We start from the raw sequence: 26,020 nt of genomic DNA, 5'->3' as shown, positions 1-26,020 counted from the left end.
GGCTCATGAACTGGGATTGGTTACCAACAAAGACGACTCCAAAAACGCTCGGACTGGCTCTTCTGCTGCTATTCATACTTGCCGAACTAACAGCCCTGCCCCGGCGCCTTGATTACTGGCTTCTGGACTCAGCTATGTTAGCTGTTCCTGCCAGTGTTTCACCAGATACCGTCATTGTGGCCATTGATGACGCAAGCCTTTCCAGACTAGGGCGCTGGCCCTGGCCACGGCAGGTCCATGCTGACATCATCAGCAAACTGCACAAGGCTGGCGCTGAAACCATCGTATTCGACATTTTGTTCACAGAGCCAACGGCAGACGATGCAGCTCTGAAGAAAGCGATGCAAGCCCATGGGAATGTGATTTTACCGCTACACTTGTCACGAACAGACACTTACTTTCCTCTTAGTGAAAAACTTCCGGCGAGCGATCTGGTTTCAGCTGCATCCGGCCTTGGCCATGCACACATAGAGCTCGATCATGATGGCCTGGCCAGAGGCCTATACCTTTTCAACGGAATGGGAGATGCGCTGTGGCCCAGCCTGGCACTTGCAGCCACCGGCACCACCGCAAAACCAACAGACTCTCAGTCACTCCCGGCTTTTTTAAATACGCGCGAAGGCTACCGGGTCATTCCTCTGGCTGGTACAACGGGGACACTGCCAGCCTACTCTTACGAAAGCGTCCTTAACGCGCCCCCGGCACCAGGGCGGTTCAGTGGCAAAACCGTTTTTATCGGAGCGACAGCTGTCGGGTTGGGTGATATTCTCCCCACCCCTTTCTCTGGCCTCAACCAACCGATGCCTGGCGTGGAGTTTCACGCAAATGCCTATTCTGCACTCAAACAGCAGCTACAGATTCGCCGGGCGCCCGACTGGTCAGGTATTGGCCTCGCCGTTATAACACTGGCACTTCTGGCCTGTCTGTTACCACGTATGCGCATGACCTATACATTTTTTACATGCGTGTCTGTCGGGGTTGCCCTACTGTTACTTTATATGGTGATGCTGGGTGTGTTCAGGGTCTGGCTTCCAATTGCTCACGCACTGGTCATTCCTCTCTTTGCCTTCCCCACAGCCAATGGTCTGCGCCTGACAGTGGCCAACCGGTTCCTGAGCCGACAGCTGGATGAACTTGCGCGTACACCGGGGATAACCCTCCCTGAGCTGTCTATGCGCTCACCCACTCAGCTTCTTGAGCATTTTCAGGCGTTATTTCAACCTCGGGGCTGGTTGCTTCAAGAGGATGGCCGGATTCTGTCCAGTCGAACTCTGAAGCCCACCGATATTCCGGATATGCAAAAAAATGGCGTATGGCAACATGCAGACAACCACAGCTGGATTCAACTAAAGCGGGGAGATTGTCGTTATACCCTTGGCCTCATTTTGCCAAACGACCTCAGCCGTGAGGCTATACAACGTTACCTGCAAAACCTGAACTTTTCCGGCGCGGTAACCGCAAAGAAAAAGTCCGTAGGCGGTGAAAACATTTCAGCCCGTATTGAGCGTGTAAAAACGGCGACAGAGCGGCTGAACCATATGCAGGAGTTCATTCGCCGGAGCTTCGAGCGTATGCCGGATGGCATCATTGTGACGGATGAGCTGGGCATTATCCGCTTTGCCAACGGCCATATTGAAAACTGGTTTGGCGAACCTATGCCCAGCGTGGCTGGCCTGCCCCTGACCCGGCTTCTGGAAGGCCACGATCCCCGGGAAACGCCTCCCTGGCATGAAACCGTCTCCGAGACCCTTACACTGCTGCAAAGCCGGACGGTCGACCTGAGAATCCATCACAAAGACTTTCTTATCCACTTTGCTCCCTTTGCTCTGCCGGACAGTGCGCAATACGGCATTGTTGCCAATATTTCTGATATATCGGAATTACGGGAGCAACAGCGTCAGCACAGAGAGGCGATTGATTTTATTTCCCACGATGTGCGATCGCCGCTTGTTTCCCAGCTTGCACTGATCGAACAACTGAAGCGCGACCCCAGCCATATTGAACAGAGCCATCTGGAACAGCTTGGCCGGCTGGCAAAACGAAGCTACCACCTGGCAGAGGAATTTGTGCAACTGGCCCGGGCCGAACAGCTCACCAAAACACGTTTTTATGAGTGTGAGTTTCTGGCAGTTGTGGAAAACGCCCGCGACAGCGTTAGCGAGCAGGCGCTGGAGAAGCACATCTCCTTACACTTGCAGGGCACAGAAGACCTTTGGCTGAAAGGCAACGCAGAATTGCTTGAGCGGGCAGTGATCAACCTGCTGACTAACGCCGTGCAGTACAGCCCGGAATATACGCCGGTAAACCTGCAGGTATTTCGTGCGGGGCACCAGGCATGCCTAACAGTGACCGACGAAGGCATGGGCATAGAACCGGGTGAGTTGCCTCACCTGTTTGACCGTTATCGTCGCCAAAGAAACAGCGAGCTTGCCGGTGCACGTGGGGCCGGTCTGGGGCTATCGTTTGTTAAGACAGTCGTTGAAAAGCACCAGGGTGAGATTTACGTAACCTCTCGCCCGGGGGAGGGCTCCTGCTTCACTCTCAAGTTACCCATTACGGACCCCATTGGTTGAACAGGGCCTGAGTTTAATGTTTATAAAATAACAGGAAGCGCTTTAAGGCGCACTTGTCGTAACACCAGATGCTCCTGCATCAGCGCCAGCTCTTCTGTTCCCAGGTGTTCAGCTACCTTTAACAACTCACCCGACGCCCGGGCTTTGAGCCTTTTCAGTGCCGCTGTCTGGTTGCGGTAGGTTCCGGGTTGGTTGTAGGCAGTTCCCTTGTCAAACGTGCTCCATGCTTCAGGCACCAGCGTGCTGCCTCTACCCTGATCCAGCGCCATCGCCTGCCCGGCAGGGTCAAAATCGAAAAACCACGCCAGGTTTTGCGCTGGCTGCTCACGTGCAATGTCTGCAACGAAGCGCATATTTTCGCGATGGCCACGGTACAGGATGATTGCATCTTGCCATGAACCGGTCAGTTGGAGGTCTGCCCAGAAAGGCATTAAGGCGCCGTTCTCGATAATCACCAGCTTTCGCGACTGGAGGTGCGCGATGTCCAGATGTTCCGGCAACACGCTCAATACGCTGCCCGGGGGCGTGGTAACCTCCTCACCACTGGATCTTATGGTTGTGCGGCCGGCAGTGGCCATCACAAGCAAGTGTCCGAACACTGAGTCTCGACTCAGTTTTTCACTGGCATCCTTGCGGGCCATGACCATGCGGCCGCCGGTGCGGGAGTCGTATTGCGGATCCAGGTTATGTTCTGCTTTCACATAGTCCCGCAGGCGTTGCCTGTCTTCGGGGGTAAAGTGAATTTCCCGGCCGATGACCTGCCCTACCCCATTTTCATCACAGATCCGCTCCCAAAGCGGGCTGCGCCGGACCTTGAGCTTGCCGCCTTTCAGCAGGCGTTCTATTGCAGTGATTTCAGCCGGCATGGTGATGCTTCAGGGTCAGATCGGACACCAGCACGTTATCCGGATAAACTCCGTGGTGGCTCTGGTGATAAAGCACTTCAATGTGCTGTTGATCGCCATCTGGCAGGGATTCGATTTCAGACACAATGGCCTGTAGCCAATCGGCCTTATCGATCTCCAGGCCGGTGCTGGCCAAGGCTTCGGAGGCCAGTATGGTGCGCTCTCCCAGATGGCCGTCTACCAGCATCTGAATCAGCCCTTCAATAGCTTCCTCTACAGGGTCGTCTTCTTCGGGCTCTGTTTCACCGGCAATGTCGAAATTCACGCTGGCCACATCGTCCGGAACCTGCAGATCTTCAGCTGTCAGAGGTACTGTGCGTGCTTTGGCTGCCAGTTCTATCAGTTCAAGATCGTCCGCAGAATCATAAATATCGCCGAAGCCGCGAATCCGGAAAGGCGCAACCGTGTTGAGAAATTCCGGCACCTGTCGCAGATCCAGATGATCAATGGAGGGCTCAAACCCCGGGTGGTTAACAAAGTGGGCTTCAAAGGCACCCACCATGCGGCTCAAACGCTGATCCTCCCGCATACGAACCAGCATCTTGCGCAGCTGGTTCAGGGCGTAGGACAGGTTTTTCTGCGACGATTCCAGGGTTGCCGGCAAATGTCGCAGCAACAGACGCTTCAGAAATGCGTCAGAACCGGCCTGCTCTGCCAGCTCCCGAATGCGGAAGCTCTCAAACAGGGTGATCAGCCGCCCTGCCCGTTCAATCACTTTTTCATTTTCGCGAATGCGCAGGTTCAGATCGGTGATGTACGCAAACCCTGTGTTGATGTAGGTAGCAAAAGCTTCCGTCGCGTTGCGGATATCCTCGATAACATCCGCCAGGCACTCCTTGATTTCCCCTTCCAGCCGGTCAATGTCACTCAGGGCGGATCGTTTCTTGGCCTCTTTGTATTCTTCGAACAGCTCACTCAGCTGCTGCCACAGAATATGGACCTGGGCGCTGGCGTAACGGCGCCGTTCCGATTCGGTGATGTGGTCAAGAAACTGAACCAGCACCTTTTTCAGCTGAAGATCCTCGGATTCACCAATGCGCCATACCAGGCGATGGTGTTCGAGGGTTTCAATCAGGCCCAGGTTCTCGTCTGAATCCGGAATGCGGTTGCCGTTGCGCAGGTGCGCCTCGAGAATGGCCTCGCCATATTTGGCCAGGGCCCGGAGTGTGCTTTGGGCATCTTGAGCGCGGGCCATCAGTGCAACCTCATTTGCTCGGAATCGGTGTCTTCAGCCCCCTGAATGCCTTCGTGGGTCTGAATGAAGGTCATGGCATCGTACAGCCAGCTCCAGCGGCCAGTGGCCCGGTACAGGCTGCCACTGGTGCCTATAGGCTTCAGGTAGCCCATTTTTTCCAGGCTGGAAAGCACCGAACGGATCTGACCGGCGGAATCCGAGCGCTTGGTGTGGAAGACTCTCTTCTCGGCCAGTGATCTGAGCCTGGCTTCCAGCGCCGGCGCGGCAGCAATGCGATCCAGTATGTGCCCTTCCGACAGCTTGTCGCCGGGCAGCACCGGGCGTTCATTGGCTTCCAGCATCATCACCAGCCGTAGAAACTGCACAAAGGCTTCAAGGTTGTTGGCCACTTCCCGGAACTGCTGCCGGATCGCCTCTTTGGTATCGGCATCGGAAACATCCTGATAAGCACACACAAAGGCATCGTGGGCGCTGGTTTGCCGCAGTGTGCGGTTAATCTGTCCCAGAAAACGGTTTACGGCGTCCTGGTTTCCAGGCATCAGCAGGTAGTTGTACAACTCATCATCACTGACTTCGCAGATCACCCGTTCCTGCAGCAGCGCGGTTACCGTGCGCTCAAATAAAGGGTTACTCATGACTTGGCTCCTCCTGACAGGCTGTCTGCAAAAAGTCCGGCCTGGGAAGGCTGCGCATCCTGGCTCACCCGTGCGAACATCTCGCTGTGTTTTCCGGTGCTTTGCGACGATTCGTAGGTGTGAACCCGGCCCTGCTTGAGTGAGATCTTGTTTTCAAAGAACTTGCGCAGGCTTCTGTCCAGTTTCGGGCAGGCCGAGATCATGGTGAGGTTGTTGGCCTCCAGCATATCCGACAGGTGAGAAATATTGTTGGGGCTGAGAGTGGCCAGTTCGTCAATGGGCCAGGTGATGCGGGTGTTGAAATCCGGGCACAGGTAACGGGTCAGCCCCATAAACACGGTCATGATGGCCAGATACGTCAGGCCGGTGGAACTGGCCGACAGGAAGTCCGCATCGGTACGAATCACCACCTGCCGGTCGTTTTCTTTCATTTCCAGGCGCATATCAATCATGGATTCGACGCTCTCTTTTACCTTGGCGTCGCTGAGGGTGTCGGTGACCAGTTTAAAGCGCCGGACAATCGCATCGCTCGGCAAGGAACGACGGTTCGTATGGATCCAGTTTTGCCATTGCTCCACAAATTCTTTCAACGGCTGCCAGGTCTCGTCCTCATAGATTCTGGGCTCAAGCACCACCTGAATATCGCTCAGGCTGTCGATCTGCTGATCGGTGTTGATTTTTCGCTTCAGTAAACTGGACACTGCTTTCACTTCCCGCGCCATGACTTCCAGGCTGTCAAAATACTTCACCAGACTGCCGGCTTCAGAGACAAACTGATCAATCAACGCGCTCCGTAACTGCGGGATATCGGTATCCAGCAGTTCGCGCAGGTCCGGCACCCGGGCCAGTTTGAAGCTTTCTTCGTAATCCGGCACCGCATCACCACCCATCTGGCCGCGTCGGTGAGCAGACAGTTTCTGCCAGGCTTGCTGGATCTGGGTGTTGTCATACCGGTTCAGGATTGCGGTCGCCTGATCAAAGGTGCCAATCACCGTTTTGCGCAACTGTTCCAGCTTCTGGAACGTCCCCTGAAGCTCCTGGGTCAGGTCGGCCATGTTGCCCGGAAAGCCCTCGGCCAGAGTTTCGCCCGGGAAGTGTTTAAGTACGGTTGCTGCGGCTTCAATTTGCTCCCGAAGCCGTTTGACCGATTGCTGATGCTCGGTAATGGTCGCCTTCAGCTTACTATCCTGCTCCTTCCACGAACGCTCACGTTCCTCTCGCTTGCGGGTTGCTGCCTCGCACCTGGCTTTTGCCTGGTTTGCCTGCTCGGTCAGCGTCTCAACCTGGCTCCACTCCTGTTCACGCCACTTGCGATAATCACGCACCTGATCTTCTGAGGCCACGATGTTTTCAACGGTTTCGCTGAGTTTCGCCAGCGTTTCCCGGGCTTCGCGCACCACTTTCGGATCAATGCCCTCTTCCGAGAGCCGCTGATCGTATATTTGCCGCTTCTTTTTAAGGCGCGCTTTGTAATCCGTCTCCGCCGTAGCGATCAGCTCGGCTTGCTGGTCGATGGTCGATTGCAACTGCGCTTGCTGCTCCGCCCAGTGCCCCAGCATATCCTGACGCTGCTGCTCAAAACCGGCTTTCACCTCGCGGATGCCCTCGCCGGTTTGCTCATCAAAGGCTTTGAGCTTATGCTCAACCGTCTCCAGTTCCCGGGTGATCTGTGCAGCCCGCTCGGCCTGAGCGTCCTTCACCCGTAGCCGCACATTCGCCAATTTATTGACGGCGTTCGTACGGGTGCGCTCAACCAGTAAAAACTCGGTTTCCAGTCGATCGGCAGCCTCGGCACGCTCTTTGAAGGTTTCATGCCGACGGCGGACCTCGCGTTCAACCTCTGTTCGCTGTTTGATGGCGGCCTGGCGTTCCTCGTCGAGACTGCGACTGCGGGCCTGCAGGGCGTCTTCGGAGGCCGCAAAATCCGGAACCGGCAGGTTGTCTAAGGCCAACTGCCAACCCATAACAGATGTTTTTACCGCCTCCGCATCCTGTGTCGGCGCCAGATCCTTGCGGTGCAGCAAAGCCGGGTTGACCACCTTCGCCAGATGCTGGCTCCAGTCCGGGTCTTCGGCTCTCAACAGCGACAACCAGGTGCCATCTTCCGGCATAATCTGCTTCTGCAACTCGTTAAACCGGTCCTCCAGCTCCTGGACCTTTATGTCCATCTGCAGAACCTGCTCCTGAGCGGCTTTCCAGTCGCGATCGGCCTGATCCCGTTTGCGACCGGCTTCCAGGCGATGTTCATGCGCCAGCGCAACCTGCTCGGCGGCTTCTTCAGACGCCTGCTCCGCCAACGCCATTTCTTTCTGCTCGGCTTCAGTCTGGCCGGGGCTGTCCCGCAATGCCGACAAACGGGCTTGCTCGCTGGTCAGTTCGGTTCGCTCGGCGGCGCGAGTATCTTTATATTCAGAGACTGCGGCCACCTTGTCTGTCGCCACCGAGTTCAGTTTCAGATCGTAAGCGTGTTTCGCCGAGGTGAGTGCATTCTCGGCTTCTCTCAGGCGCTGCTGACGTTGCGCCTGATGCTTCTCATGCTCGTGCTGAATAGCCTGCTTTTCGCGATCAAACTCACCTTCAATGGCTGAGGCCTTGCCCGTCAGGTCATCATAATCCGCTTGTGCAGTGGCCAGACGCTGACGATAATCCGCCAGATTGTCGAAGCTCTGGGCCAACTCGGGCAATCCGTCACGTTCATACTTGTCGTTTTGCCGGTACAGAACCGCCACCTGCCCATCCAGGTTGCCGTAGTTGGCGTTGTAATCGGCAATTTTACGGGCCAGTTGCTGATCCGACGCTTCGAACGCCGCCTGTTTGTCGGCCCTTTCTGTTTCCAGCCACTCTTTCTGATCGCTGAGTTCGCTGGCTTTTTCCCGGGCCTCTTCAACGCTGGCGAGAAGATTGGCAACGGTTTTATCGGTTTGCTCCAGTATCGCCCTGCGCTCTGCGTCTTTTCGCAGGCATTCGCGAATCTTGTCTTCCTCACCCGCAAACGCCGACAGACTCTGGATATCGGCAATCAGATCCTTGCGGTCAATGGCTCTGGGTCTGGCGTGCTGGTGGATGTTTTCAAACTGGGTCTCGCAGATCATGGTTTTAAAACTGCTGAGAAGCCGGTGTTTGTTCAGCACAACATGAGTCAGCCGCTCGATATTGGTCATCTGGGTATCGCTGTCACCCAACCCGAACTCTGCCGCCAGTGCGCGCAGCGACCTGGCATCCGCCGGGAGCCGCTTCAGCAACTTCTGATTGCGCTGAATAATGGCGCGGTAATTGATAATGGTATCAATCATTTTGGAGGGCTTGATGCCCCGCTGCCGCAACGCTGCAAACACGTCATCTGCACTGGCACCATTTTGCAGCAGCTCTTTGATCTCCGGCGAGAAAAAGGTCTCCTCTGCAGAGCCGGCGACAAAACGGTAACAGGGTTTGCCCTGGGAGTGACGGTACATCACCGCACAATGCAGCCCGTTATGCCGGCGGTATTCGAAGATGATCAGACTTTGAAAGGTGGGCAAATAATAGTCCAGGAAGGACAGCTTGCCAGAGGCCTTGGTAACAATCCGCTCCGGCTCTTCCCCGTAAAATGCCGGAATCAACGCCAACACTGAGGTTTTGCCGGCGCCGTTCACGCCCCCCAGGTGGGTGCGCTCGCGGCAGTCGATTTTGATGGTGCGCCCTTTCACTTGCTTGAAGGAATGGTGCAGGACGATGCTTTCCAATCCGTAGCTTACAGTCTCGCCAGACAAACTGATTTCCCCACAACAACAGGTTGTATCCAAAACGCAGAGTATACCGTGAACACCCGGATGAAGGACCAATTCGGGCTGCAAGGCACACGGCTCTCGCGTATGATGCGCAGGGTACCGGCAACCACCCTTCCATATCCACCCAATTGTGCCTACTCGAGGCAGCCTTTGTATGCACTCATTATCTCGGAACCTTATATAATGGAAGAACCTGACACCAAAAACACTGCATTACTTCTAATCGATCTGCAGAATGAACCAGGCACATCAGATGTGCCTAACATGGAGACCATTCTAAAAAACGCTACCCTGTTGGTTAATACCTGCCGTGAGGCCGGAATACCCGTAATCTATACCCGTCATATAAACAGAGCCGATGCAGTAGGCGTTTCTGACGGTGAACCATTAAACGATTCAGGCAGCCCCGTTTATTACAACTCCCACTCCGATAACATTAAAATCTCTGATGAACTGCCTGTGTCAGAGAGTGACATTATTGTAGACAAACATCGTTATAGTGGTTTCTTTGAATCCAGTCTGGAGATGGTATTAAAAGGCTTGGGCGTAAAACACTTATTATTAGGTGGTGTTCTTACCGATGTCTGCGTACTTACCACGGCGTTTGACGCCTATGCAAGAAACTATCAGGTAAACCTTATAAAGGATATTTGTGGAAGCACCAGCGAGGGCAGCCATATGTCTTCGGTCGTGACCATGGCTAACTGGATTTACGATATCAATATATATGACACCAACAATATTATAAAGAAAATTCAGAACAAGGATCATTACACCTGGAAACCAAAACACCCCGACAGCTTGGGGTATCCTGCCAGCCAATTAAAAGAAACCTACGAAAAACTCTGAACACCCACATTGTAGTTTATTCCTTAAACCTAAAAGAACTGGAGAAGACAGTTTGCTGAGTGATGAAAAAGAAAGCAGTCCACATGTAAGCAATGAAACGATTGAATACTATGCGACGGAACAGGTTCCCATGGCACAGCGCGACATGGGGTTCTGGGACATGGTCTTTCTCTGGTTCGGAGCCAACACCAATAACGCCTCCTGGTATCTGGGGGGCTCGGTTGCAAGTGCGACGTTTGGCGGTGCAATCATGGTGGCTTTAATTGCCAACCCCATAGCTTATGCCATCCTTGCCCTGGTGGGCATTATGGGCTTCAAAGTGGGCGTATCAACCATGGCGCTCACGCGGCCTGCGTTCGGCATCAAAGGCAGTGCCCTGCCAACCATCCTGAACACGATTGTGTTCACAGGCTGGACGGTTGTGAATACCTTTATCGCTGTCATTTCAATGAGCTATATATTCCACTCTCTGTTCGGCTGGCCTCCTTTTGGCGAGCCAGGCAGTACCGGCCCTGTCGTGCTCGGCGTTATTATCATGAGCATTCTTAATCTCATTGCAATCTCCCTGGGCCGGAAATCCATAAAGCTGGTAGAGAGAATCGGGGTTATTATTATATTGTCACTGGGCGGTCTGGTGACCTTTATTGTGTTCGAGGAAAACTCTCTGGCTGACATTATTGCATGGAGACCCTCTCCGGAAAACGCCATGCCTATCGGCGAGGCCGTTGATATTATGGCAGCATTCAGCCTTGCCTGGGTGCTGGGTATCGCGGAGTTCACCCGTTACACAAGAACACCCAGATCCGCAACATTAGCGCCTCTTATCGGTGCTACCGTGTCTCTGGTGTGGTTCATCTTTGTGGGTGTTGTTGCGACGATTGGCGTTGCCCTGGCCACCGGAAATTTCAACCCCGACAACTCGGATCCAAGCTCTCTGGTGAGTGGAATGGGGCTGGGCTGGGTAGCTCTTCTGCTTATCATTGTGGCCAGCGTAACAACAAACGTTGTTAACCTGATGGCCGCAGGCATATCCGTTACCAACATAACCAAGAAGATTAAGCCTCTGCATTCTATCTGGATGGTTACCATTCTCTCATCATTACTTATGGCAATACCTATCTACATGGATAGCTTCCTGGCTGCGTTTATGTGGTTTCTTGGTAATGTAGGAATGGCATTGAGCGCTTTACTCGGTGTTCTTCTGGCAGACTACTTTATCATCAGAAGAAGAACCTACGATGTCTCAGCTATGGAGACAGTTGGTGGGAAATACTGGTACTTCAAAGGTGTAAACTTGAAGGCAATCGGCGTCTGGGCTATTGGCGTTGCGGCTTTTCTGTTTATGTCCGAGATAAAGGTTCTGACAGACAATGTCGGGGCCGTGTACCCGACAATTGCACTAACCGCACTTCTGTATACCCTTATCTCTCTGCCTGAGAGGACAGCCAGCACTTAAAGCAGTCGGTGTCCCGTCAGGCCAGGCCCTGACGGGAGGCTTTCGTATACGCCTACCGGCGCCGCTTTACATGGTGGCGTGCCAGGTATCGCCGGTCGTCCATGGTGGAGAATGCGACCGCAAATATCATCCCGGTAGCCGCTCCTGTCACCGTATCAAGCACCCTCTCTTGCGCCATGGCCACCCCGGCAAACTCCGGCATGGCCAGATAGCTCATAAACAGTGCCATAGGGGTAACCAGAATTTGCCCGAGGCCGTAATTGGAGCCAATAATGACCTCGGTGGCAAAACATAAAAATGAGACCAGAAAAATCACTGTCCATATAGAAGGCTCCATCAGCAAAATCGCCCCGGCCAGAGTTGCTCCCACTATATTTCCAACCGATCGTTGCAGGGCACGGTTCATGGTGATGTGCAAATGCGCCCCCTGTAAAACGGCAACGGCACCCATGGCAGCCCAACCGGGATACTGGCCGCCATAGCCGTAGGCAATAAATCCTGCCACCCCTGAACCTATGATAATTCGTGTAACCGCAACCGCTTGTTTGCGCAGCGACTGTGCCCCGCCAGCGGGCACTTCAGCGCTGAACGAGCGCTCTCGTAATATCTCCGTGACCATGCATACACACCAGGCAAGCATTGCCGCCACGGCGGTCGCAGCTGTTCGCTGTAAAACCAGCGTAAAGGAGTCTACCTCGGCCATAGACACACTGGCGGCGAACACAAAGATCAACGCCCCGGGTGGCCCGAAATCTCCCGCCGTAACCAGATAAAACAGTATTCCGCACATCAGCGCCAACAACAGAAGCTGCCCTTCCACCGGCACTCCGGCCCATACCGCGGTGGACATAGAAAACACCGTGAGGCTCTGACACAGCAGGCACAGGAAAACAATCCAGCCACGCTTCGCCCTGGGCGCAAACCGGCCGAAAAGTGCAACCAGGGTACCAAGAGATGCAAAACCAATCAGATGCGAGTACGGCGATAACTGTATCAGTGGCAACGCGATCAATGCAGTTATGGCCACCTGCAACCCCGCCAGCATGGAATTACGCCGTCCCGGTTGAGGCGACAACGCCACGCTTTCGCTGATCTGATGTCGATTGAGAAGCAGGCGGAGTGTAAACCTGCGCTTGGAAACCTTTTTCATTCGCAAAAACCTTAAAAGCAGATAACAGACACACGTCGCCGGAGCCGCACATATTATTAGCTAGCCAGCTAAATTGACACCCGAAACAGAATTGCAAGCCGTCTTGACTTTGGCACGCCAATCACTAAGATGTGCTCGTCGTTTGATACAGATCAATATCTGGTCAACTTGAACAACTTGTCTGCCGCACGCACAAACCCAGCCCTGCTCTCGTGATTTTCGCACAACACAAGCAAGGGTATTTGCATGACTGATAGTAAGCATTTGGATCAACATGCCCGTAACGGCATGCTGTCGCGGCGTGGTTTTATGAAAAGTGCTGCGGCACTGGGTATTGTTTCAGCAACAGCAGGCGCATTTGCACTGCCTGCTTTTGGTAGCACCCCTTCCCCATCGCCCAAGCGAGGCGGTCATTTCCGCCTGGGCCTTTCCCGTGGTTCCACAACAGACAGTCTTGACCCGGCCAGATTCTCTGACGTGTTCATGCAAAGCGTAGGCTTTGCGATCTACAACTACCTGACCGAAGTCACGCCTGAGGGTGAGCTGATTGGTGAACTGGCGGAAAGCTGGGAGCCGGCCCCCGACGCAGCGCGATGGGCATTCAAGCTGCGTAAAGGCATCACGTTCCATAATGGCAAGCCGCTGGAAGCAGCCGACGTAGTCGCTACTTTCAACCATCACCGGGGCGAAAAGTCCCAGTCTGCTGCCAAAGGTATTGTCGATCCGATTGAAAGCATCGAAACTGACGGTACGCACACAGTCATATTTAATCTGAAAGCCGCAAACGCTGACTTCCCTGCCATTACGTCGGACTACCATATGGCGATTATGCCGGCGACCGATGGCAAGGTTGATCCCAATGCCGGCATTGGTACAGGTGGCTACATTCTGGAGAAGCTGGAGCCAGGTGTGGAAGCCGTGGTTACCCGTAACCCGGATTACTGGAAGTCTGGCCGGGCGTGGTTCGATAAGGTCTCATTCCTTGCTATTACCGACGCTGCAGCACGCACCAACGCTCTGCGGACCGGGCAGATTGATGCGATGGACAGGGTGGACCTGAAAACCGTCAACCTGTTGAAAATGGACCCGAACCTCAGCATCAACAACGTCGACAGCGACCAGATCTATTACTTTGCCATGGATACCCAGGCCAAACCGTTTAACGATAACAACGTACGGCTGGCCCTCAAGCACGCGATTGACCGCCAGGACATTGTAGATCGTGTTCTGAAAGGCTATGGCCGCCTGGCGAATGATCAGCCAATCGGCGCTTCATACCTCAATTACGCCGACCTTCCTCAGCGCCAATACGACCCTGACAAGGCTCGTCACTACCTCAAAAAAGCAGGCTATAACTCACTTTCTGTAGACCTGAGCACCTCCGACGCAGTGTTTACCGGTGCTGTTGATGCGGCCGTTATCTATCGGGAACACGCAGCCAAAGCTGGCATCGATATTAACGTTAAGCGTGAACCAGCTGATGGTTACTGGGAAAACGTGTGGATGAAGCGCCCCTGGAGTATGTCGTATTCCAGCCCACGCGGGACAGCTGACTGGTTCTTCTCGCAGTTCTTCGCGGAGGACGCCAACTGGAACGACACCAACTGGCAGAATGAACGCTTCAATACCTTGCTTAAAGCCGCCCGCGCTGAACTGGATGCTGGCAAACGCCAGGAAATGTACGCGGAAATGCAGGCTCTGGTACATAACCAGGGTGGCTGGGTTGCACCGGCGTTTTCCGCTTACGTCAGTGCGGCTACCAAAGCCGTCGGACACGGAAAGATTGCAACGAACCGGGACATGGATGGCAACCGAATCGCCGAGCGCTGGTGGTTCGAGGGCTAATTTATGAACCAGTTACTGATGACTGTGGCCAAGCGTCTGGGGCTTGGCCTGTTTACGTTACTCATTATCTCCATGGTCATATTTCTGGCCGTGGAAATGCTGCCAGGTGACATTGCCACAGAAATACTGGGACAGATGGCCACTCCGGAAGCTGTCGCTGCCATTCGGCAGGAGCTCGGGCTGGATCAACCCATTGTGTCACGGTACTTCGACTGGCTGTCAGGGCTGCTGACGGGCGATCTCGGACAATCTCTGGCAACCGGCCAACCGGTGCTGGAGTTGCTGGATGACCGCCTGATAAACACCCTTTACCTGGCCGGAACCGCGGCTTTGATTTCCGTTCCGCTTGCTCTGGGCCTCGGCGTTATTGCGGCACTTTACCGCAACACGCTCGTCGACCGGGCTGTGTCCATGTTCACGCTCTCAGCTATTTCCATGCCGGAGTTTTTCATTGCCTATGTGCTGATACTGTTTATATCAGTTCAGCTTGGGTGGATACCGAGCATGTCTAAAGTCGACGCAGATCAGTCGTTACTCGAACGGCTGCAGCTCACTATTCTGCCGGCAATTACGCTCACGTTTGTGACCTGCGCGCACATGATGCGTATGACACGGGCTGCCATCATCAACCTGCTTTCCAGCCCTTACATTGAAATGGCGTACCTTAAGGGCCTCGGCCCCTGGCGCATCATTGTTCACCATACACTGCCCAACGCCTGGGCGCCCATTGTGAACGTTATTGTCATGAACCTGGCATACCTGATTACAGGTGTAGTAGTGGTTGAGGTGGTGTTCGTTTATCCGGGTCTGGGCCAGCTTATGGTGGACTCCGTCGCCAAGCGCGACCTGCCCGTGGTACAGGCAGCCAGCATGATCTTTGCTGCAACCTACATTCTTCTGAACCTGATTGCTGATGTGGTTTCCATTGTCAGTAATCCCCGACTGTTGCACCCGAAATGATGATGACTAAAACGCATTCTTCTGAAAAAGTTCCTCTCTGGCGCAAAGTTCTCAGTGGTCTGGCCGAAGCTCCACCCACAGGACTCCTGGGCCTGGTGGTTCTGTTCACTTACCTTTTTGTGATTGTTTTTGCACCCTGGCTGGCTCCTTTCGGCGAAGCCACTATCGTGGCCGATGCCTTTGCACCCTGGAGTGCGGAACACTTACTGGGTACAGACAGCCTCGGCCGTGATATTTACAGCCGTCTTATCTACGCCGCCCGAAATACCGTGGGTATCACCCTTATGGCTACCCTCCTGGCGTTTGTCATCGGTGGCGCGCTGGGAATGGTGGCCGCAGTGGTTGGCGGCTGGGTAGACCAGGTTTTGTCACGCCTGGTTGACATGCTGATGGCCATTCCACTGCTTATCTTCGCCCTGTTACTGCTGATGATTTTTGGCAGTTCGGTCACTGCTTTGATACTGATTCTGGGTTGCCTGGAAGCTACTCGTGTATTCCGCCTGACTCGCGCCGTTGCTATGAACGTAGCCGTCATGGATTACGTTGAAGCAGCGCGGTTAAGAGGTGAGAAAATGCTCTGGATTATTCGCCGCGAAATCCTGCCAAATATTCTCTCCCCCCTCTTTGCAGAGTTTGGTCTTCGTTTCTGTTTTATCTTTTTGCTGGTCAGTTCCCTCAGCTTTCTTGGCCTGGGGCTGCAGCCACCAACGGCCGACTGGGGCGCCATGGTGCGGGAAAATGCCATGCTGATAACGTTCGGGCGTGTGACACCCCTGTTACCGGCAGCGGCTATTGCCATACTAACCATTGCGGTAAACCTGGTCGTTGACTGGTTTACACACAAGGCAAGCGGGTTATCCAAATGATTGATGAGAAAGACGAAACCACCAACCGCCCTATCCTGGAAATTCGCGATCTGATTATTTCCACCGAGGGCCGCAAAGCCACTCGCCAGCTGGTGAAATCTGTCAGCCTCTCTCTCGCCGCCGGTGAAGTTCTGGGGTTGATTGGCGAATCCGGCGCGGGTAAATCCACGATTGGTCTGGCCGCTATGGGTTACGCCCGTGACGGTATGCGCATCAGCAGCGGTGAAGTACTGTTTAAAGGCACGGACCTGCTGAAGCTGTCTGAGCGTAAACGGCGACAGTTCCGGGGAAAGCGCATTGCCTATGTGGCGCAAAGCGCCGCGGCGGCGTTCAACCCCGCGCACAAGCTGATTGACCAGTACACTGAAGCCGCGGTAGCTCATGGTGTTTCCGATGCGGCAACCGCTGAAAACGAGGCGATAGAGCTGTATCGCGAACTGGGCCTTCCCGAACCGGAAACCTTTGGTCAGCGATACCCCCATCAGGTCTCTGGTGGACAACTCCAGAGGGCCATGGTTGCAGCCTCCATGGCGTGTCACCCTGACATTCTTGTGTTTGACGAACCCACAACAGCGCTGGACGTCACCACCCAGATTGAGGTGCTTACCGCCATTCGCCGGACAATCCGCAACCACCACACCGCTGCCATCTATATAACCCACGATCTGGCCGTAGTCGCCCAAATCGCGGACCGCATCATGGTACTGCGCAGTGGTGAACTGGTTGAAGAAGGCAAAACAGAGCAGTTGCTGGAACAACCAAAACAGGAGTACACCCGCAAGCTGCTCAGCGTCCGTAATCTGCACAAAGACGACACGGGCTCCGGTGAGGTTGTGCTGTCGGTGGATTCCGTCAGTGCCGAATACAAGCCTGGTGTACCTGTGCTTCAGGATATTTCGGTACAGGTTGAACGGGGCCGCACCGTTGCCCTGGTAGGTGAATCCGGCTCTGGCAAGAGTACCCTCGCACGGGTTGTTACCGGTCTGCTACCGCCTGTAAAAGGCGGCATCAAGCTTCACAACGCTCCGCTTACGCCCACCCTGAAGTCCAGAGAAAAGGATACTCTGCGGCGCTTACAGATGATCTACCAGCTGCCCGACACCTCGCTGAACCCCAGACAACGGGTTCGCGAAATTATCGGTCGGCCACTGCAGTTTTACCTTGGCCTGAAAGGGCAGGAAATGGAGCAGCGCCTGAAAGAACTGATGGCCATGACCGAGCTTGAGGAGTACTTTCTTGATCGCTTTCCCCATGAATTGTCAGGGGGCCAGAAGCAGCGCGTTGGCATCGCCCGTGCGTTGGCCGCAGAGCCTGATCTGATTATTTGTGACGAGGTTACATCTGCGCTTGACCAGCTGGTGGGCGAGCAGATTCTGAACCTGCTGCTCAAACTGCAAAAAGAAATAGGTATGTCGTACCTGTTCATTACTCACGATCTGGGCACCGTAGACGCTATAGCGGACGAGGTGGTCGTTATGCGCAAAGGCAAGGTCGTGGAGCAGGGGCGGAAAACCGATGTGTTTTCACCCCCTCATAAGGACTATACCCAAAAACTCCTGAACTCCGTTCCTGAAATGGACCCGCAATGGCTGAACAAGCTGCTTGCGGAGGCGTAACGCCGTCGCCGTGAACTCAGTTCTGACCCGACATCCAGGACCAGACGGCATCAATTGCAGGTGATGCCGGTTTGGTCTGGTCGCGGGTAAGCCAGTGTCCTGACCGGGTAGTCAGCTCCACATACGACAACCGCACCAACTCCCCCCGTTTTAAGGCCGTATCCACTAAAGGCAGAGACGCCAGCATAACGCCAGCACCCGACTTGGCCGCTTCCAGCGCCAGGATAAAACTGTCAAACCGGTACATGGGCATCGCCAGTGGCGGCACTCCCGCTCGTGCACACCAGTCAGACCAACCTGCCCTGGCACCTGCCAGAGCAATAACCGGAAGCTGCGTCCAGTCATCCTGACCTCTGAGCAGGTGCGGCGCACATACGGGTGATAAACGTTCCTCAACCAGTAAAGCCCGGTCAAGCCCGGCCCAGTTTCCGTCGCCGTAATGAATTTCCAGATCCGCATTTTCCATTTCGTAATCCACGGGCCGGTTGATTGTGGCAATGTTCACATTCAAACGATGGCTCAGGGTCTGCAGTTCGGGCAGACGGGGCGCCAGCCAGGTGGCCACCAGGGAGACCGGCGTTGCAATGGTTACAGTGCTGCGACGCTGGGTGGCAAATAAATCACGGGTCGCGGCAGCGATAATGCGAAAGGCCGATAAAATATGCGGTCGATATGCTGCACCATCCAGAGTCAGCTCTACGCCCCTGGGCAGCCGGTGAAACAGCTCTGAGCCCAGTTTATCCTCGAGATTGCGAATCTGTTGACTGACTGTCGCCTGTGAACGCCCAAGCTCCTCCGCGGCCAGAGTAAAGCTTTCCAGCCGGGCGGCTGCCTCAAAAGCCTGCAGCCATCCAAGTGGTGGCAAATGATTGCCAAACTCTGCTCCATCCATCAATTCACCCTTTTTTGACTTGAGTCATTGTTTTTTTGACCCCAAAGACCCAAAAACCATTGTTTTTATAATGCCAGAAAACTCTCTACCATTCGAATCGTGCGCTAGACAAGACAAGTAAAGAGAGTAAAACATGCTGGGTTTAAGTAATATCGAGATACTCATGCAGGGCCAGGCCTTGCAAGTGGAATGGAGCAACGGGAGTTCCTCCCGTTTCCACTCGATCTGGCTTCGGGACCATTCGCCAGACGCGGATACCCTGTCGCCAGGAAACGGACAGAGGCTTGTCCGTATTCAGGACTTACCAAGCGATGTACGTATCGAACGTGCAAACGCTCTGGACCAGAATCAGCTTGAGCTGACCTTTGGCCCGGAAAACAAAACCGTTATATTCGACAGCAACTGGCTTTACCAGAACCGGTACGACAAGGCTCGTGACGAGGCCAGCGTACCGGCCTGGACTGGCCCCTCCATTACCCGGTGGGGACAGGAGCTACAAGAAGAGCTCCCGGTAGCCAGCTTTGAAGAAGCCAGCGATAACCCTGAAGTTCTGCGCGGCTGGCTTGCAGACATAGCACGCTACGGCGTGGCTAAAATGACCGACATGCCTATTGAAAGCGAGGCTATCTGTCGTGTTGTGGAACTGTTCGGGTATGTACGCGACACCAACTACGGTCGCTTCTTTGAAGTACGCACGGAAGTAAACCCCGTGAACCTGGCCTATACCGGCCTGGGGCTTCAGGTACACACCGACAACCCCTACCGCGATCCGGTTCCGACCCTGCAGCTGCTGTCCTGCCTGGAAAACTCTGTAGATGGCGGCGACTCGGTTATAGTAGACAGCTTCCGCGCCGTTGAAATTCTACGGGAAGAAGCCCCCGAGTTATTTCAGGTACTGGCCAGCCAGCCCGCCAACTTTACCTATACCGGTACTGGCGATGTATACCTGCGCTCCAAGCGTCCGATCATTGAACTGGGGCCGGACTCGGAGTTGCTGGCGGTAAGGTTCAACAACCGCTCACTGGGAACGCTGACCGACATTCCCTTTGATCACATGGCGGACTTCTACGCCGCCTACCGCAAGCTTGCGGAGATCATGGAGCGTCCGGAACTGGAAGTGACCTTCAAGCTGCGGCCAGGCGAGTTGTTTATCGTTGACAACACGCGGGTAACCCACGGACGTATCGGGTATGAGAGCAGTGGTTCCCGCTGGCTTCAGGGTGCATACGCAGATAAAGACAGCCTGCTGTCAACACTGGCCGTGCTGGAGAACCGTAAAAATGCACAAGAAGGAGTTGCCTGATGTCGTTTGATAAGCTTGACCAGGATAACATCGTCGCGTTTATCGGAGACATTTTTGCCCGCAGAGGCAGCGAATCCTACATGGGCGAGGCAGTCACCATGTCACAGCACATGCTCCAGAGTGCGGTGCTGGCGCAAAAAGCCAATGCGCCGGACACACTGGTTGCGGCTGCCCTACTGCATGACATTGGCCATTACACCAGTGAATTTCCCGAGGATTCACTGGCCTCGGGGCAGGACAACTACCACGAGAGCGCGGGGGCTGACGTACTCAAAGCGTTCTTCCCCAAGGCGGTTACCGAGCCCATTGAGTTACACGTTGCAGCCAAACGCTACCTTTGTGCCGTAAACGACAACTACTTCTCGCGCCTTTCGCCAGCCTCTGTGCAATCGCTGAATGTGCAGGGAGGCCCGATGAGCCAGGACGAGGTAGACGCGTTTCGCCAGCACGAGTTCTACGAAGATGCTCTTCGCCTACGCGTCTGGGACGACGAAGGCAAGGTTGCCGATATGCAGACACCTGCGTTTGAAGACTTTGCTCCCCTGCTCGAGCGTCTGGCGCAGCAGCACGCTGCAACAGCAAGCTGACAGCCGTCAGCCACTTCTTACGCTTCAGCTGACACCCTCTGACCGGGCTGCACTCTGCCCCGGTCAGCCTGTCTCTGCCCATCATTCATACTTTCTCCCGGAGTAATTACGACTCCGCTGTATAGATTTCAGGAGTTTTCCCATGGATCCATTGGTGTTTGGGTTAGTGCTGGCCTCAGCCTTCATGCATGCCGGCTGGAACACCTTGATCAAAAGCGGCGGCGCCCCCCTGATCCGCCTTGCAATCACCAATGGCGTTGCAGCGCTGGTCATGCTTCCTGTGGGACTTTATCTTGGCTTCCCTGATCCGGCGAGCTGGCCCTTTCTGATCGCCTCCATGTTTGTGCATCTTTTCTATTACCTTCTACTGGCAAGTGGGTACCGGGTTGCCGACCTGTCTCTGCTTTATCCCATCGCCCGTGGTTCTGCTCCTCCCCTGGTTGCACTGGGCGCTTTCCTCCTTGCCGGCGAAAGACTGTCGGTTATGGGTGTAACCAGTATCGCTGTTATTTCATTCGCCATAGGCTTGATGGCTTATCGCATTCCCCATGGCAACGGTGGTGTCAAATCCATCCTGATGGCACTGGTGATTGGTGCTCTGGTTGCGACCTACTCTATTATGGATGGCATGGGTTCCCGGCTGACCGGTAACGCCATGGCCTACATAGCCTGGATGTTTTTCCTGGACGGACTGCTCCTGGCCCTGTGGGTGCTTGCACGCCACGGCCGCGAAGTGCCGGAATTCATCAGGCATCACTGGTTCCAGGGTATTGCAAGCGGCGTGATGTATACGGCTTCTTATGGCATTGTGGTCTGGGCCATGTCGAGCACACCCATGACCTATGTTTCGGCACTGCGCGAAACCAGCGTGATTGTGGCCGCCATTTTGGGTACCCGCCTGCTCAAGGAGCCCCTGGGTGGTCGCCGTATTTTTGCTGCCTGTCTGGTCGCGTTCGGGGTGGCGATGTTACAATTCAGCAATCTGTAAGGTTACTGCGTGGACAGCCCTTTCATGTTTGCGCTAAAAACAGACTCGGGCACTCCCGCAGAAAACGTCTGATACCAACACGTATCTATTTATGTGCGGGGGGAGCGCACAACGTGTATTAAAGGAAATGGCTTGCCCATGTCAGACGCTCAGCAAGAGATTCATGAGCTGATTATTCAACACCACCCGCTGGAAGAGATTCTGGAATCGATTGCTGCCTGGGTGGGCCATATGATGCCGGGTGCGCTGGTTTCAATCATGCGATTTGATGCAGCTACTAACTCCTTGAGCCTCATCCCCAGCAAGCAGTTTTCCGAGCGTTATGTCCAGGCCATGCAGGCTATTCCAGTGTCTGCTCATATCGGCACTTGCGGGTGTGCCGCACACAAAACACAACCGGTAATCACTGAAAGTATTGCAACCGACCCTAAATGGGAAGGTTATAGGCAACTGGCCGCAGACGAAGGCCTCCAGGCCTGTTGGTCAGTTCCCATTCTGACAGCCAAAGGAAACCTGCTGGGCACCTTCGCAACCTATTACCGCAAGCAGGCGGTTCCTACTACAGCCGACAGGCGCAATCTGTCGCGGGGCGCAGCTCTGGCAGCCCTGGCAATTCTTCGGCACATAGACATTGCAGCTCGCCAGGAGCATGAGGCGCTGCTTGCCTACCAGGCTAACCACGATCGCCTGACCGGGCTTCCCAACCAGTCCCGGTTAGAGCAAGAACTGGCCCGCGCGCTGAATGTCCACCGGACTCCGGGTACGTTGGCCGTGCTCTATCTCAATATGGATGGTTTCAAGCCCATTAACGATGAACTGGGGCATCTGGCCGGTAATCACGTGATCACCACTATTGCAGAACGCTTGCAAAACCTCGTACGGCCTGGAGTAACGCTGGCAAGGCTGGTCGGCGATGAGTTCTGTCTGCTGGTCCCGTATCACCAAAACCGGTCCGACGTAACCCGCCTGGCAGATCGAATACTGACAGAGGTGTCCCAGCCGATCGAGATAGACAAACAAATGGTTCACATCAGCGCCAGTATCGGTATTGCATGCAACGATATGCGACTGACACCTCATGAAATACTCCAGTTTGCACACGCAGCCCTCGAACGCGCCAAGCGGCAAGGCCGAAATGCCTGGCAATGGCATTCAAGCCCCAGAGTCTGCCGAAGCAAAAACAACGTCAATCTGAGACACGATTTACACACTGCACTGCAGCAAGACCAGTTTGAGATTTACTATCAACCAATGGTAGATGCGCTAACTGGCCGCATGCACGGCGTCGAAGCATTGGTACGATGGCACCACCCGGAACAGGGCATCATTTCCCCCGGAAACTTTATCCCGCTGGCTGAAAAAACGGGCCAGATTGTGCCTTTAGGACTCTGGATACTTGAACAGGCATGTACCGAGATGGCCTTTTACAACCAGAACCGGGCGCATGTTCTGCGTGTAGCAGTTAACATCTCGTCTTTACAGTTTATTCGGGACGGCTTCTTCCAGGAGGTCCAGCGAGTACTTCAGAAAACCGGACTGCCACCACGGCTGCTGGAACTGGAAATAACTGAGAGTGTGCTTCTGGATGGCACAGCCCCTGTTATCAAGCTCATGCAAAGTCTGAAAAGCCTTGGGGTACGTGTCGCCCTGGATGATTTCGGCACCGGTTTTTCAAGCCTTAGCTATCTGCGCGACCTGCCAACCCACAAGGTTAAACTGGACCGGAACTTTATAGCAGAAACGGCGACAGACCACCGGATCGCCGCGATTGTTGAGGGCATTATTACCATGTCCCACCACATGGATATGGCTGTCGTGGCAGAGGGTATAGAGACCCGACAACAACGGGAAGATCTCACACGCCGGAACTGTGATTTGTTACAAGGCTACCTGTTTGCCAGGCCCATGCCACTGGCTCAGCTCTGCAAGTTACCGGAGCATTTACCGGGGCACCCGTAGTTTCAAACCTGCAACTCAGGCTACATCCACCATGATGATTTCACTGTCCTCCCGGGCACTGACGTTCAGCAGAGATTCATCGCTGACCGCAACACCGTCGCCGGCTGAGGCTATCACGCCGTTAACGTCAATCTTGCCCGTTGCCGGTACCAGATAAACCTTGCGCCCGGCGGCAATACGGTACTCAGTGCTATCGCCTGCTTCCAGTGTCGCTGCTACCATGCGAGCATCTGTACGTATCGGCAAGGCGTCTTCGTCGCCGGGTATACCACTGGCAAGGGTGACAAATGAGCCACTGCGCTCACCTTTAGGAAAGGGTCTGGTGCCCCAAGCGGGAGGCAGACCGGCTTCATTGGGCATGATCCAGATCTGGAAGATCTTTGTGGTTTCATCCTCTTCATTCATCTCACTGTGAGCAATGCCTGTGCCGGCGCTCATCACCTGCACATCGCCGGCCTCCGTGCGCCCCTTGTTGCCCAGGCTGTCCTCATGGGTAATGGCGCCTTTGCGAACATAGGTGATGATCTCCATATCCCGGTGCGGATGGCGCGGAAAGCCCGTGTGAGGTGCGATTGTGTCATCATTCCACACCCTGAGGTTACCCCAGTGCATACGATTCGGGTCGTAATATTCCGCGAACGAAAAGTGATGACGTGTATCCAGCCAACCGTGGTGGGCGCCGCCAAGTTCACTGTGAGGTCTGAGTTCGATCATTGTAAAATCTCCTGCTTTGAATAATTCGTGACGATAAAACCTGTTGCCTTAAGGAATCAGAACGATTTTTTCAGCTCCCCCTTCATTTACCTTGTGGTAGGCCGCAACAGCATCCGAAAGTGACCATTCGCTAAAGTTCTCGGGTACCGGGAGTGCGCCGTCAAATGCCGCGTTTATTTGTTCAAGCATCCTGGCGCAGTCCTCCAGACTGTAAAGCAACGAGTTAACGCCAATCACCGAGCCGCCGCGACGGTACAAGTTAAGAATGGGCATACTGATCATTCCATCCACCGGTGCTGCGATAACTGCAATGCGCCCGAGCGTTCCAACCGTGTTAACTGCCGCTGGCAGCCAGAACCCCGTCGTATCGAAAATCACCTCGGGTGATTGCTGCGCAAAGTGCGCCTGCGTCTGCTCGGGCAATTCCTCCGCATCCCGTAACTGAAACGCTCTCACGCCTTGCGCTTGCAACTCTTCCACAACAACCCCGGAGAAATCCCTGCCGGGAATGCGCGGTGCTGTGGTATAAGGAAAGCGCCCGAGAACATTCTTCAGGTCGCTGGGGTTCAGGCCTGCAGCCCGAACCTCAATCAGAACCTCACCAGCGCCAGGCACTGGTTTAGGAAGCTCGTTTAACTGCAACGATTCAAGTGAACCGGCTTCTGAAAACTGTAAAGCTTGCATAATCACCCCCGATAACTGAGCCCAACTGAGAACCTACTTTACTATCACCTAATCAACTGAATCAGCCAGCAAATATCGCATAACTATCAACACACGGTTGATAATGAAACGAAAGCCTCAGAATCAGGGTAGACCTATGGATCGCCTCGACGCCATGCGCGCGTTCATTACCGTGGTGAGTGAAGGTGCCTTCACCCGCGCCGCTGAAAAGCTGGACATGTCTCCACAACTGGTCAGCAAGTATGTCTCTCAGCTTGAAGACCACCTGGGTGTACGTCTGCTCAACCGCACCACCCGCCGCCTGCATTTAACAGAGGCGGGGGCCAGCTATCATCAGCGGGCACAACAGGTGTTGCATGATATTGAGGATATGGAATGCCAGGTTGGTGATCTGCAAACCGAGGCTCGCGGCCTGTTAAGGATCAGTGCGCCTGTTTCCTTCGCGATTCGCCACATGGCGCCGTTACTCAGTGAGTTCCAGAAAGCTCACCCTGGCGTAGGCATCGATTTGCAACTGAATGATCGTAAGGTGGACGTGGTGGAAGAAGGGTTCGACGTGGTGCTGCGCATCGGCCACCTGAAAAGCTCTTCACTGATCGCCAGGCGAATTGCGCCGATCCGGATGGCGGTGTGTGCGTCACCGGAATATCTTCAAAAAAATGGCACCCCAAAGCACCTGGAAGACCTTCAGGGCCACTGTTACCTGCGCTACAGCTACATTGAACTGGACTCCAGCCAGCCTCTGCACCGGTGGTTGCAAAACAATGGCCAGAATGACAGCAACGGTTTCACCAGCAACAACGGCGACGTACTGGTGGAAGCTGCTATAGCGGGAGCGGGAATTGCCTTGCAGCCTACGTTTATTTCAGGACCGGCCATCAAGGAGGGTAAGCTGCAGGCTATTCTTCAGGAGTACGAGCCCGAACCCATGGGGCTTTACGCAGTGTATGCCCACCGGCAACTACTGGCCAGCAAGGTTCGGAGCTTCATCGACTTTATTGACGGATATTTTGGTGAGCCGCCGTACTGGGACTAAGTCTGGTATAACAGCGTATGGGCCGCATTTACACACATCA

General features: G+C 54.5%; 20 protein-coding genes. 12 read left to right on the top strand and 8 right to left on the bottom strand.

What is annotated here, in order from left to right; all coding sequences use genetic code 11:
• The first annotated feature begins 5 nt into the window (after nt 1-5).
• Entirely contained in the window at nt 6-2,573 is a 2,568-nt protein-coding gene (locus tag FFI95_RS12915; RefSeq protein WP_144823156.1) for a CHASE2 domain-containing protein, read from the top strand.
• Between the two features lie 20 nt (nt 2,574-2,593).
• Here the strand turns inward: FFI95_RS12915 and FFI95_RS12910 are convergent, their stop codons facing one another.
• From FFI95_RS12910 to FFI95_RS12895, 4 genes are read right to left on the bottom strand one after another with little or no spacing between them, the layout of a single operon-like run.
• Nucleotides 2,594-3,439, bottom strand: a complete 846-nt coding sequence (locus FFI95_RS12910) for a DUF7281 domain-containing protein (protein WP_144823155.1) — start codon at nt 3,437-3,439, stop codon at nt 2,594-2,596.
• Nucleotides 3,429-4,673, bottom strand: coding sequence for a hypothetical protein (locus FFI95_RS12905; protein WP_144823153.1), 1,245 nt, complete (start codon nt 4,671-4,673; stop codon nt 3,429-3,431). Before FFI95_RS12905 ends, FFI95_RS12910 begins: the two co-directional genes overlap by 11 nt.
• A complete protein-coding gene (locus FFI95_RS12900) occupies nt 4,673-5,308 on the bottom strand; it encodes a condensin complex protein MksE (RefSeq protein ID WP_144823152.1) in 636 nt (211 codons plus the stop codon). The genes FFI95_RS12905 and FFI95_RS12900 overlap by 1 nt, the downstream gene beginning before the upstream one ends.
• Nucleotides 5,305-9,057, bottom strand: a complete 3,753-nt coding sequence (locus tag FFI95_RS12895) for an ATP-binding protein (protein ID WP_186312019.1) — start codon at nt 9,055-9,057, stop codon at nt 5,305-5,307. Before FFI95_RS12895 ends, FFI95_RS12900 begins: the two co-directional genes overlap by 4 nt.
• Before the next feature lie 201 nt (nt 9,058-9,258).
• Between FFI95_RS12895 and FFI95_RS12890 the strand changes: the two genes are divergently transcribed.
• Together FFI95_RS12890 and FFI95_RS12885 are read left to right on the top strand one after the other, a co-directional pair.
• Entirely contained in the window at nt 9,259-9,924 is a 666-nt protein-coding gene (locus FFI95_RS12890) for a cysteine hydrolase family protein (protein WP_144823149.1), read from the top strand.
• A 52-nt stretch (nt 9,925-9,976) separates the two neighbouring features.
• Entirely contained in the window at nt 9,977-11,380 is a 1,404-nt protein-coding gene (locus FFI95_RS12885) for a cytosine permease (protein WP_222120402.1), read from the top strand.
• 52 nt (nt 11,381-11,432) lie between these two features.
• Here the strand turns inward: FFI95_RS12885 and FFI95_RS12880 are convergent, their stop codons facing one another.
• Complete coding sequence (locus tag FFI95_RS12880; protein ID WP_144823146.1) at nt 11,433-12,530, bottom strand: FUSC family protein; 1,098 nt, start codon at nt 12,528-12,530, stop codon at nt 11,433-11,435.
• Between the two features lie 246 nt (nt 12,531-12,776).
• Between FFI95_RS12880 and FFI95_RS12875 the strand changes: the two genes are divergently transcribed.
• The 4 genes from FFI95_RS12875 to FFI95_RS12860 are packed head-to-tail and all read left to right on the top strand — an operon-like array spanning nt 12,777 to nt 17,817.
• Entirely contained in the window at nt 12,777-14,375 is a 1,599-nt protein-coding gene (locus tag FFI95_RS12875) for an ABC transporter substrate-binding protein (RefSeq protein WP_144823144.1), read from the top strand.
• Nucleotides 14,376-14,378: 3 nt separating this feature from the next.
• Complete coding sequence (locus tag FFI95_RS12870; protein ID WP_144823142.1) at nt 14,379-15,335, top strand: ABC transporter permease; 957 nt, start codon at nt 14,379-14,381, stop codon at nt 15,333-15,335.
• A gap of 2 nt (nt 15,336-15,337) precedes the next feature.
• Nucleotides 15,338-16,201 (top strand): ABC transporter permease, encoded by an 864-nt coding sequence (locus FFI95_RS12865; protein ID WP_144823140.1) that lies wholly within the window; start codon nt 15,338-15,340, stop codon nt 16,199-16,201.
• Entirely contained in the window at nt 16,198-17,817 is a 1,620-nt protein-coding gene (locus tag FFI95_RS12860; protein WP_144823138.1) for an ABC transporter ATP-binding protein, read from the top strand. The genes FFI95_RS12865 and FFI95_RS12860 overlap by 4 nt, the downstream gene beginning before the upstream one ends.
• Before the next feature lie 16 nt (nt 17,818-17,833).
• Here FFI95_RS12860 and FFI95_RS12855 read toward each other — a convergent pair whose 3' ends face one another.
• Entirely contained in the window at nt 17,834-18,709 is an 876-nt protein-coding gene (locus FFI95_RS12855; protein WP_144823137.1) for a LysR substrate-binding domain-containing protein, read from the bottom strand.
• 133 nt (nt 18,710-18,842) lie between these two features.
• Here FFI95_RS12855 and tmpA point away from each other — a divergent pair, with 133 nt between their 5' ends.
• From tmpA to FFI95_RS12835, 4 genes are all read left to right on the top strand, one after another.
• Nucleotides 18,843-20,012 carry a 2-trimethylaminoethylphosphonate dioxygenase gene (tmpA, locus tag FFI95_RS12850; protein ID WP_144823135.1) on the top strand — a complete coding sequence of 390 codons (1,170 nt, stop codon included), beginning with the start codon at nt 18,843-18,845 and terminating at the stop codon, nt 20,010-20,012.
• Nucleotides 20,012-20,599, top strand: coding sequence for an HD domain-containing protein (locus tag FFI95_RS12845; protein ID WP_144823133.1), 588 nt, complete (start codon nt 20,012-20,014; stop codon nt 20,597-20,599). Before tmpA ends, FFI95_RS12845 begins: the two co-directional genes overlap by 1 nt.
• A 142-nt stretch (nt 20,600-20,741) precedes the next feature.
• Nucleotides 20,742-21,587, top strand: a complete 846-nt coding sequence (locus FFI95_RS12840) for an EamA family transporter (RefSeq protein WP_144823132.1) — start codon at nt 20,742-20,744, stop codon at nt 21,585-21,587.
• A gap of 138 nt (nt 21,588-21,725) precedes the next feature.
• Nucleotides 21,726-23,546 carry a bifunctional diguanylate cyclase/phosphodiesterase gene (locus FFI95_RS12835; protein WP_144823130.1) on the top strand — a complete coding sequence of 607 codons (1,821 nt, stop codon included), beginning with the start codon at nt 21,726-21,728 and terminating at the stop codon, nt 23,544-23,546.
• Nucleotides 23,547-23,561: 15 nt separating this feature from the next.
• On the opposite strand, the gene FFI95_RS12830 is transcribed toward FFI95_RS12835, so the two are convergent.
• Both FFI95_RS12830 and FFI95_RS12825 read right to left on the bottom strand, forming a co-directional pair.
• Nucleotides 23,562-24,260: a pirin family protein gene (locus FFI95_RS12830; RefSeq protein WP_144823128.1), complete on the bottom strand. Its 699-nt coding sequence runs from the start codon at nt 24,258-24,260 to the stop codon at nt 23,562-23,564.
• A 48-nt stretch (nt 24,261-24,308) separates the two neighbouring features.
• On the bottom strand, nt 24,309-24,944 hold the full coding sequence (locus FFI95_RS12825) for a quinone oxidoreductase family protein (RefSeq protein WP_144823127.1): 636 nt from the start codon (nt 24,942-24,944) through the stop codon (nt 24,309-24,311).
• 136 nt (nt 24,945-25,080) lie between these two features.
• Between FFI95_RS12825 and FFI95_RS12820 the strand changes: the two genes are divergently transcribed.
• Nucleotides 25,081-25,980: a LysR family transcriptional regulator gene (locus FFI95_RS12820; protein ID WP_144823125.1), complete on the top strand. Its 900-nt coding sequence runs from the start codon at nt 25,081-25,083 to the stop codon at nt 25,978-25,980.
• Nucleotides 25,981-26,020: the final 40 nt, after the last annotated feature.

Source organism: Marinobacter piscis, from assembly GCF_007671655.1.
GTDB lineage: Bacteria > Pseudomonadota > Gammaproteobacteria > Pseudomonadales > Oleiphilaceae > Marinobacter > Marinobacter piscensis.
The sequence above is the reverse complement of the archived record's forward strand: the minus strand, read 5'-3'. Positions and strand labels throughout refer to the sequence as shown.

Coding starts and splice junctions, on each gene's coding strand:
- FFI95_RS12880 (WP_144823146.1), bottom strand. CDS start 12,530: ATGAAAAAGGTTTCCAAGCGCAGGTTTACACTCCGCCTGCTTCTCAAT.
- FFI95_RS12830 (WP_144823128.1), bottom strand. CDS start 24,260: ATGATCGAACTCAGACCTCACAGTGAACTTGGCGGCGCCCACCACGGT.
- FFI95_RS12915 (WP_144823156.1), top strand. CDS start 6: ATGAACTGGGATTGGTTACCAACAAAGACGACTCCAAAAACGCTCGGA.
- FFI95_RS12860 (WP_144823138.1), top strand. CDS start 16,198: ATGATTGATGAGAAAGACGAAACCACCAACCGCCCTATCCTGGAAATT.
- FFI95_RS12820 (WP_144823125.1), top strand. CDS start 25,081: ATGGATCGCCTCGACGCCATGCGCGCGTTCATTACCGTGGTGAGTGAA.
- FFI95_RS12910 (WP_144823155.1), bottom strand. CDS start 3,439: ATGCCGGCTGAAATCACTGCAATAGAACGCCTGCTGAAAGGCGGCAAG.
- FFI95_RS12835 (WP_144823130.1), top strand. CDS start 21,726: ATGTCAGACGCTCAGCAAGAGATTCATGAGCTGATTATTCAACACCAC.
- FFI95_RS12870 (WP_144823142.1), top strand. CDS start 14,379: ATGAACCAGTTACTGATGACTGTGGCCAAGCGTCTGGGGCTTGGCCTG.
- FFI95_RS12865 (WP_144823140.1), top strand. CDS start 15,338: ATGACTAAAACGCATTCTTCTGAAAAAGTTCCTCTCTGGCGCAAAGTT.
- FFI95_RS12855 (WP_144823137.1), bottom strand. CDS start 18,709: ATGGATGGAGCAGAGTTTGGCAATCATTTGCCACCACTTGGATGGCTG.
- FFI95_RS12875 (WP_144823144.1), top strand. CDS start 12,777: ATGACTGATAGTAAGCATTTGGATCAACATGCCCGTAACGGCATGCTG.
- FFI95_RS12890 (WP_144823149.1), top strand. CDS start 9,259: ATGGAAGAACCTGACACCAAAAACACTGCATTACTTCTAATCGATCTG.
- FFI95_RS12845 (WP_144823133.1), top strand. CDS start 20,012: ATGTCGTTTGATAAGCTTGACCAGGATAACATCGTCGCGTTTATCGGA.
- FFI95_RS12840 (WP_144823132.1), top strand. CDS start 20,742: ATGGATCCATTGGTGTTTGGGTTAGTGCTGGCCTCAGCCTTCATGCAT.
- FFI95_RS12825 (WP_144823127.1), bottom strand. CDS start 24,944: ATGCAAGCTTTACAGTTTTCAGAAGCCGGTTCACTTGAATCGTTGCAG.
- FFI95_RS12905 (WP_144823153.1), bottom strand. CDS start 4,673: ATGGCCCGCGCTCAAGATGCCCAAAGCACACTCCGGGCCCTGGCCAAA.
- FFI95_RS12900 (WP_144823152.1), bottom strand. CDS start 5,308: ATGAGTAACCCTTTATTTGAGCGCACGGTAACCGCGCTGCTGCAGGAA.
- tmpA (WP_144823135.1), top strand. CDS start 18,843: ATGCTGGGTTTAAGTAATATCGAGATACTCATGCAGGGCCAGGCCTTG.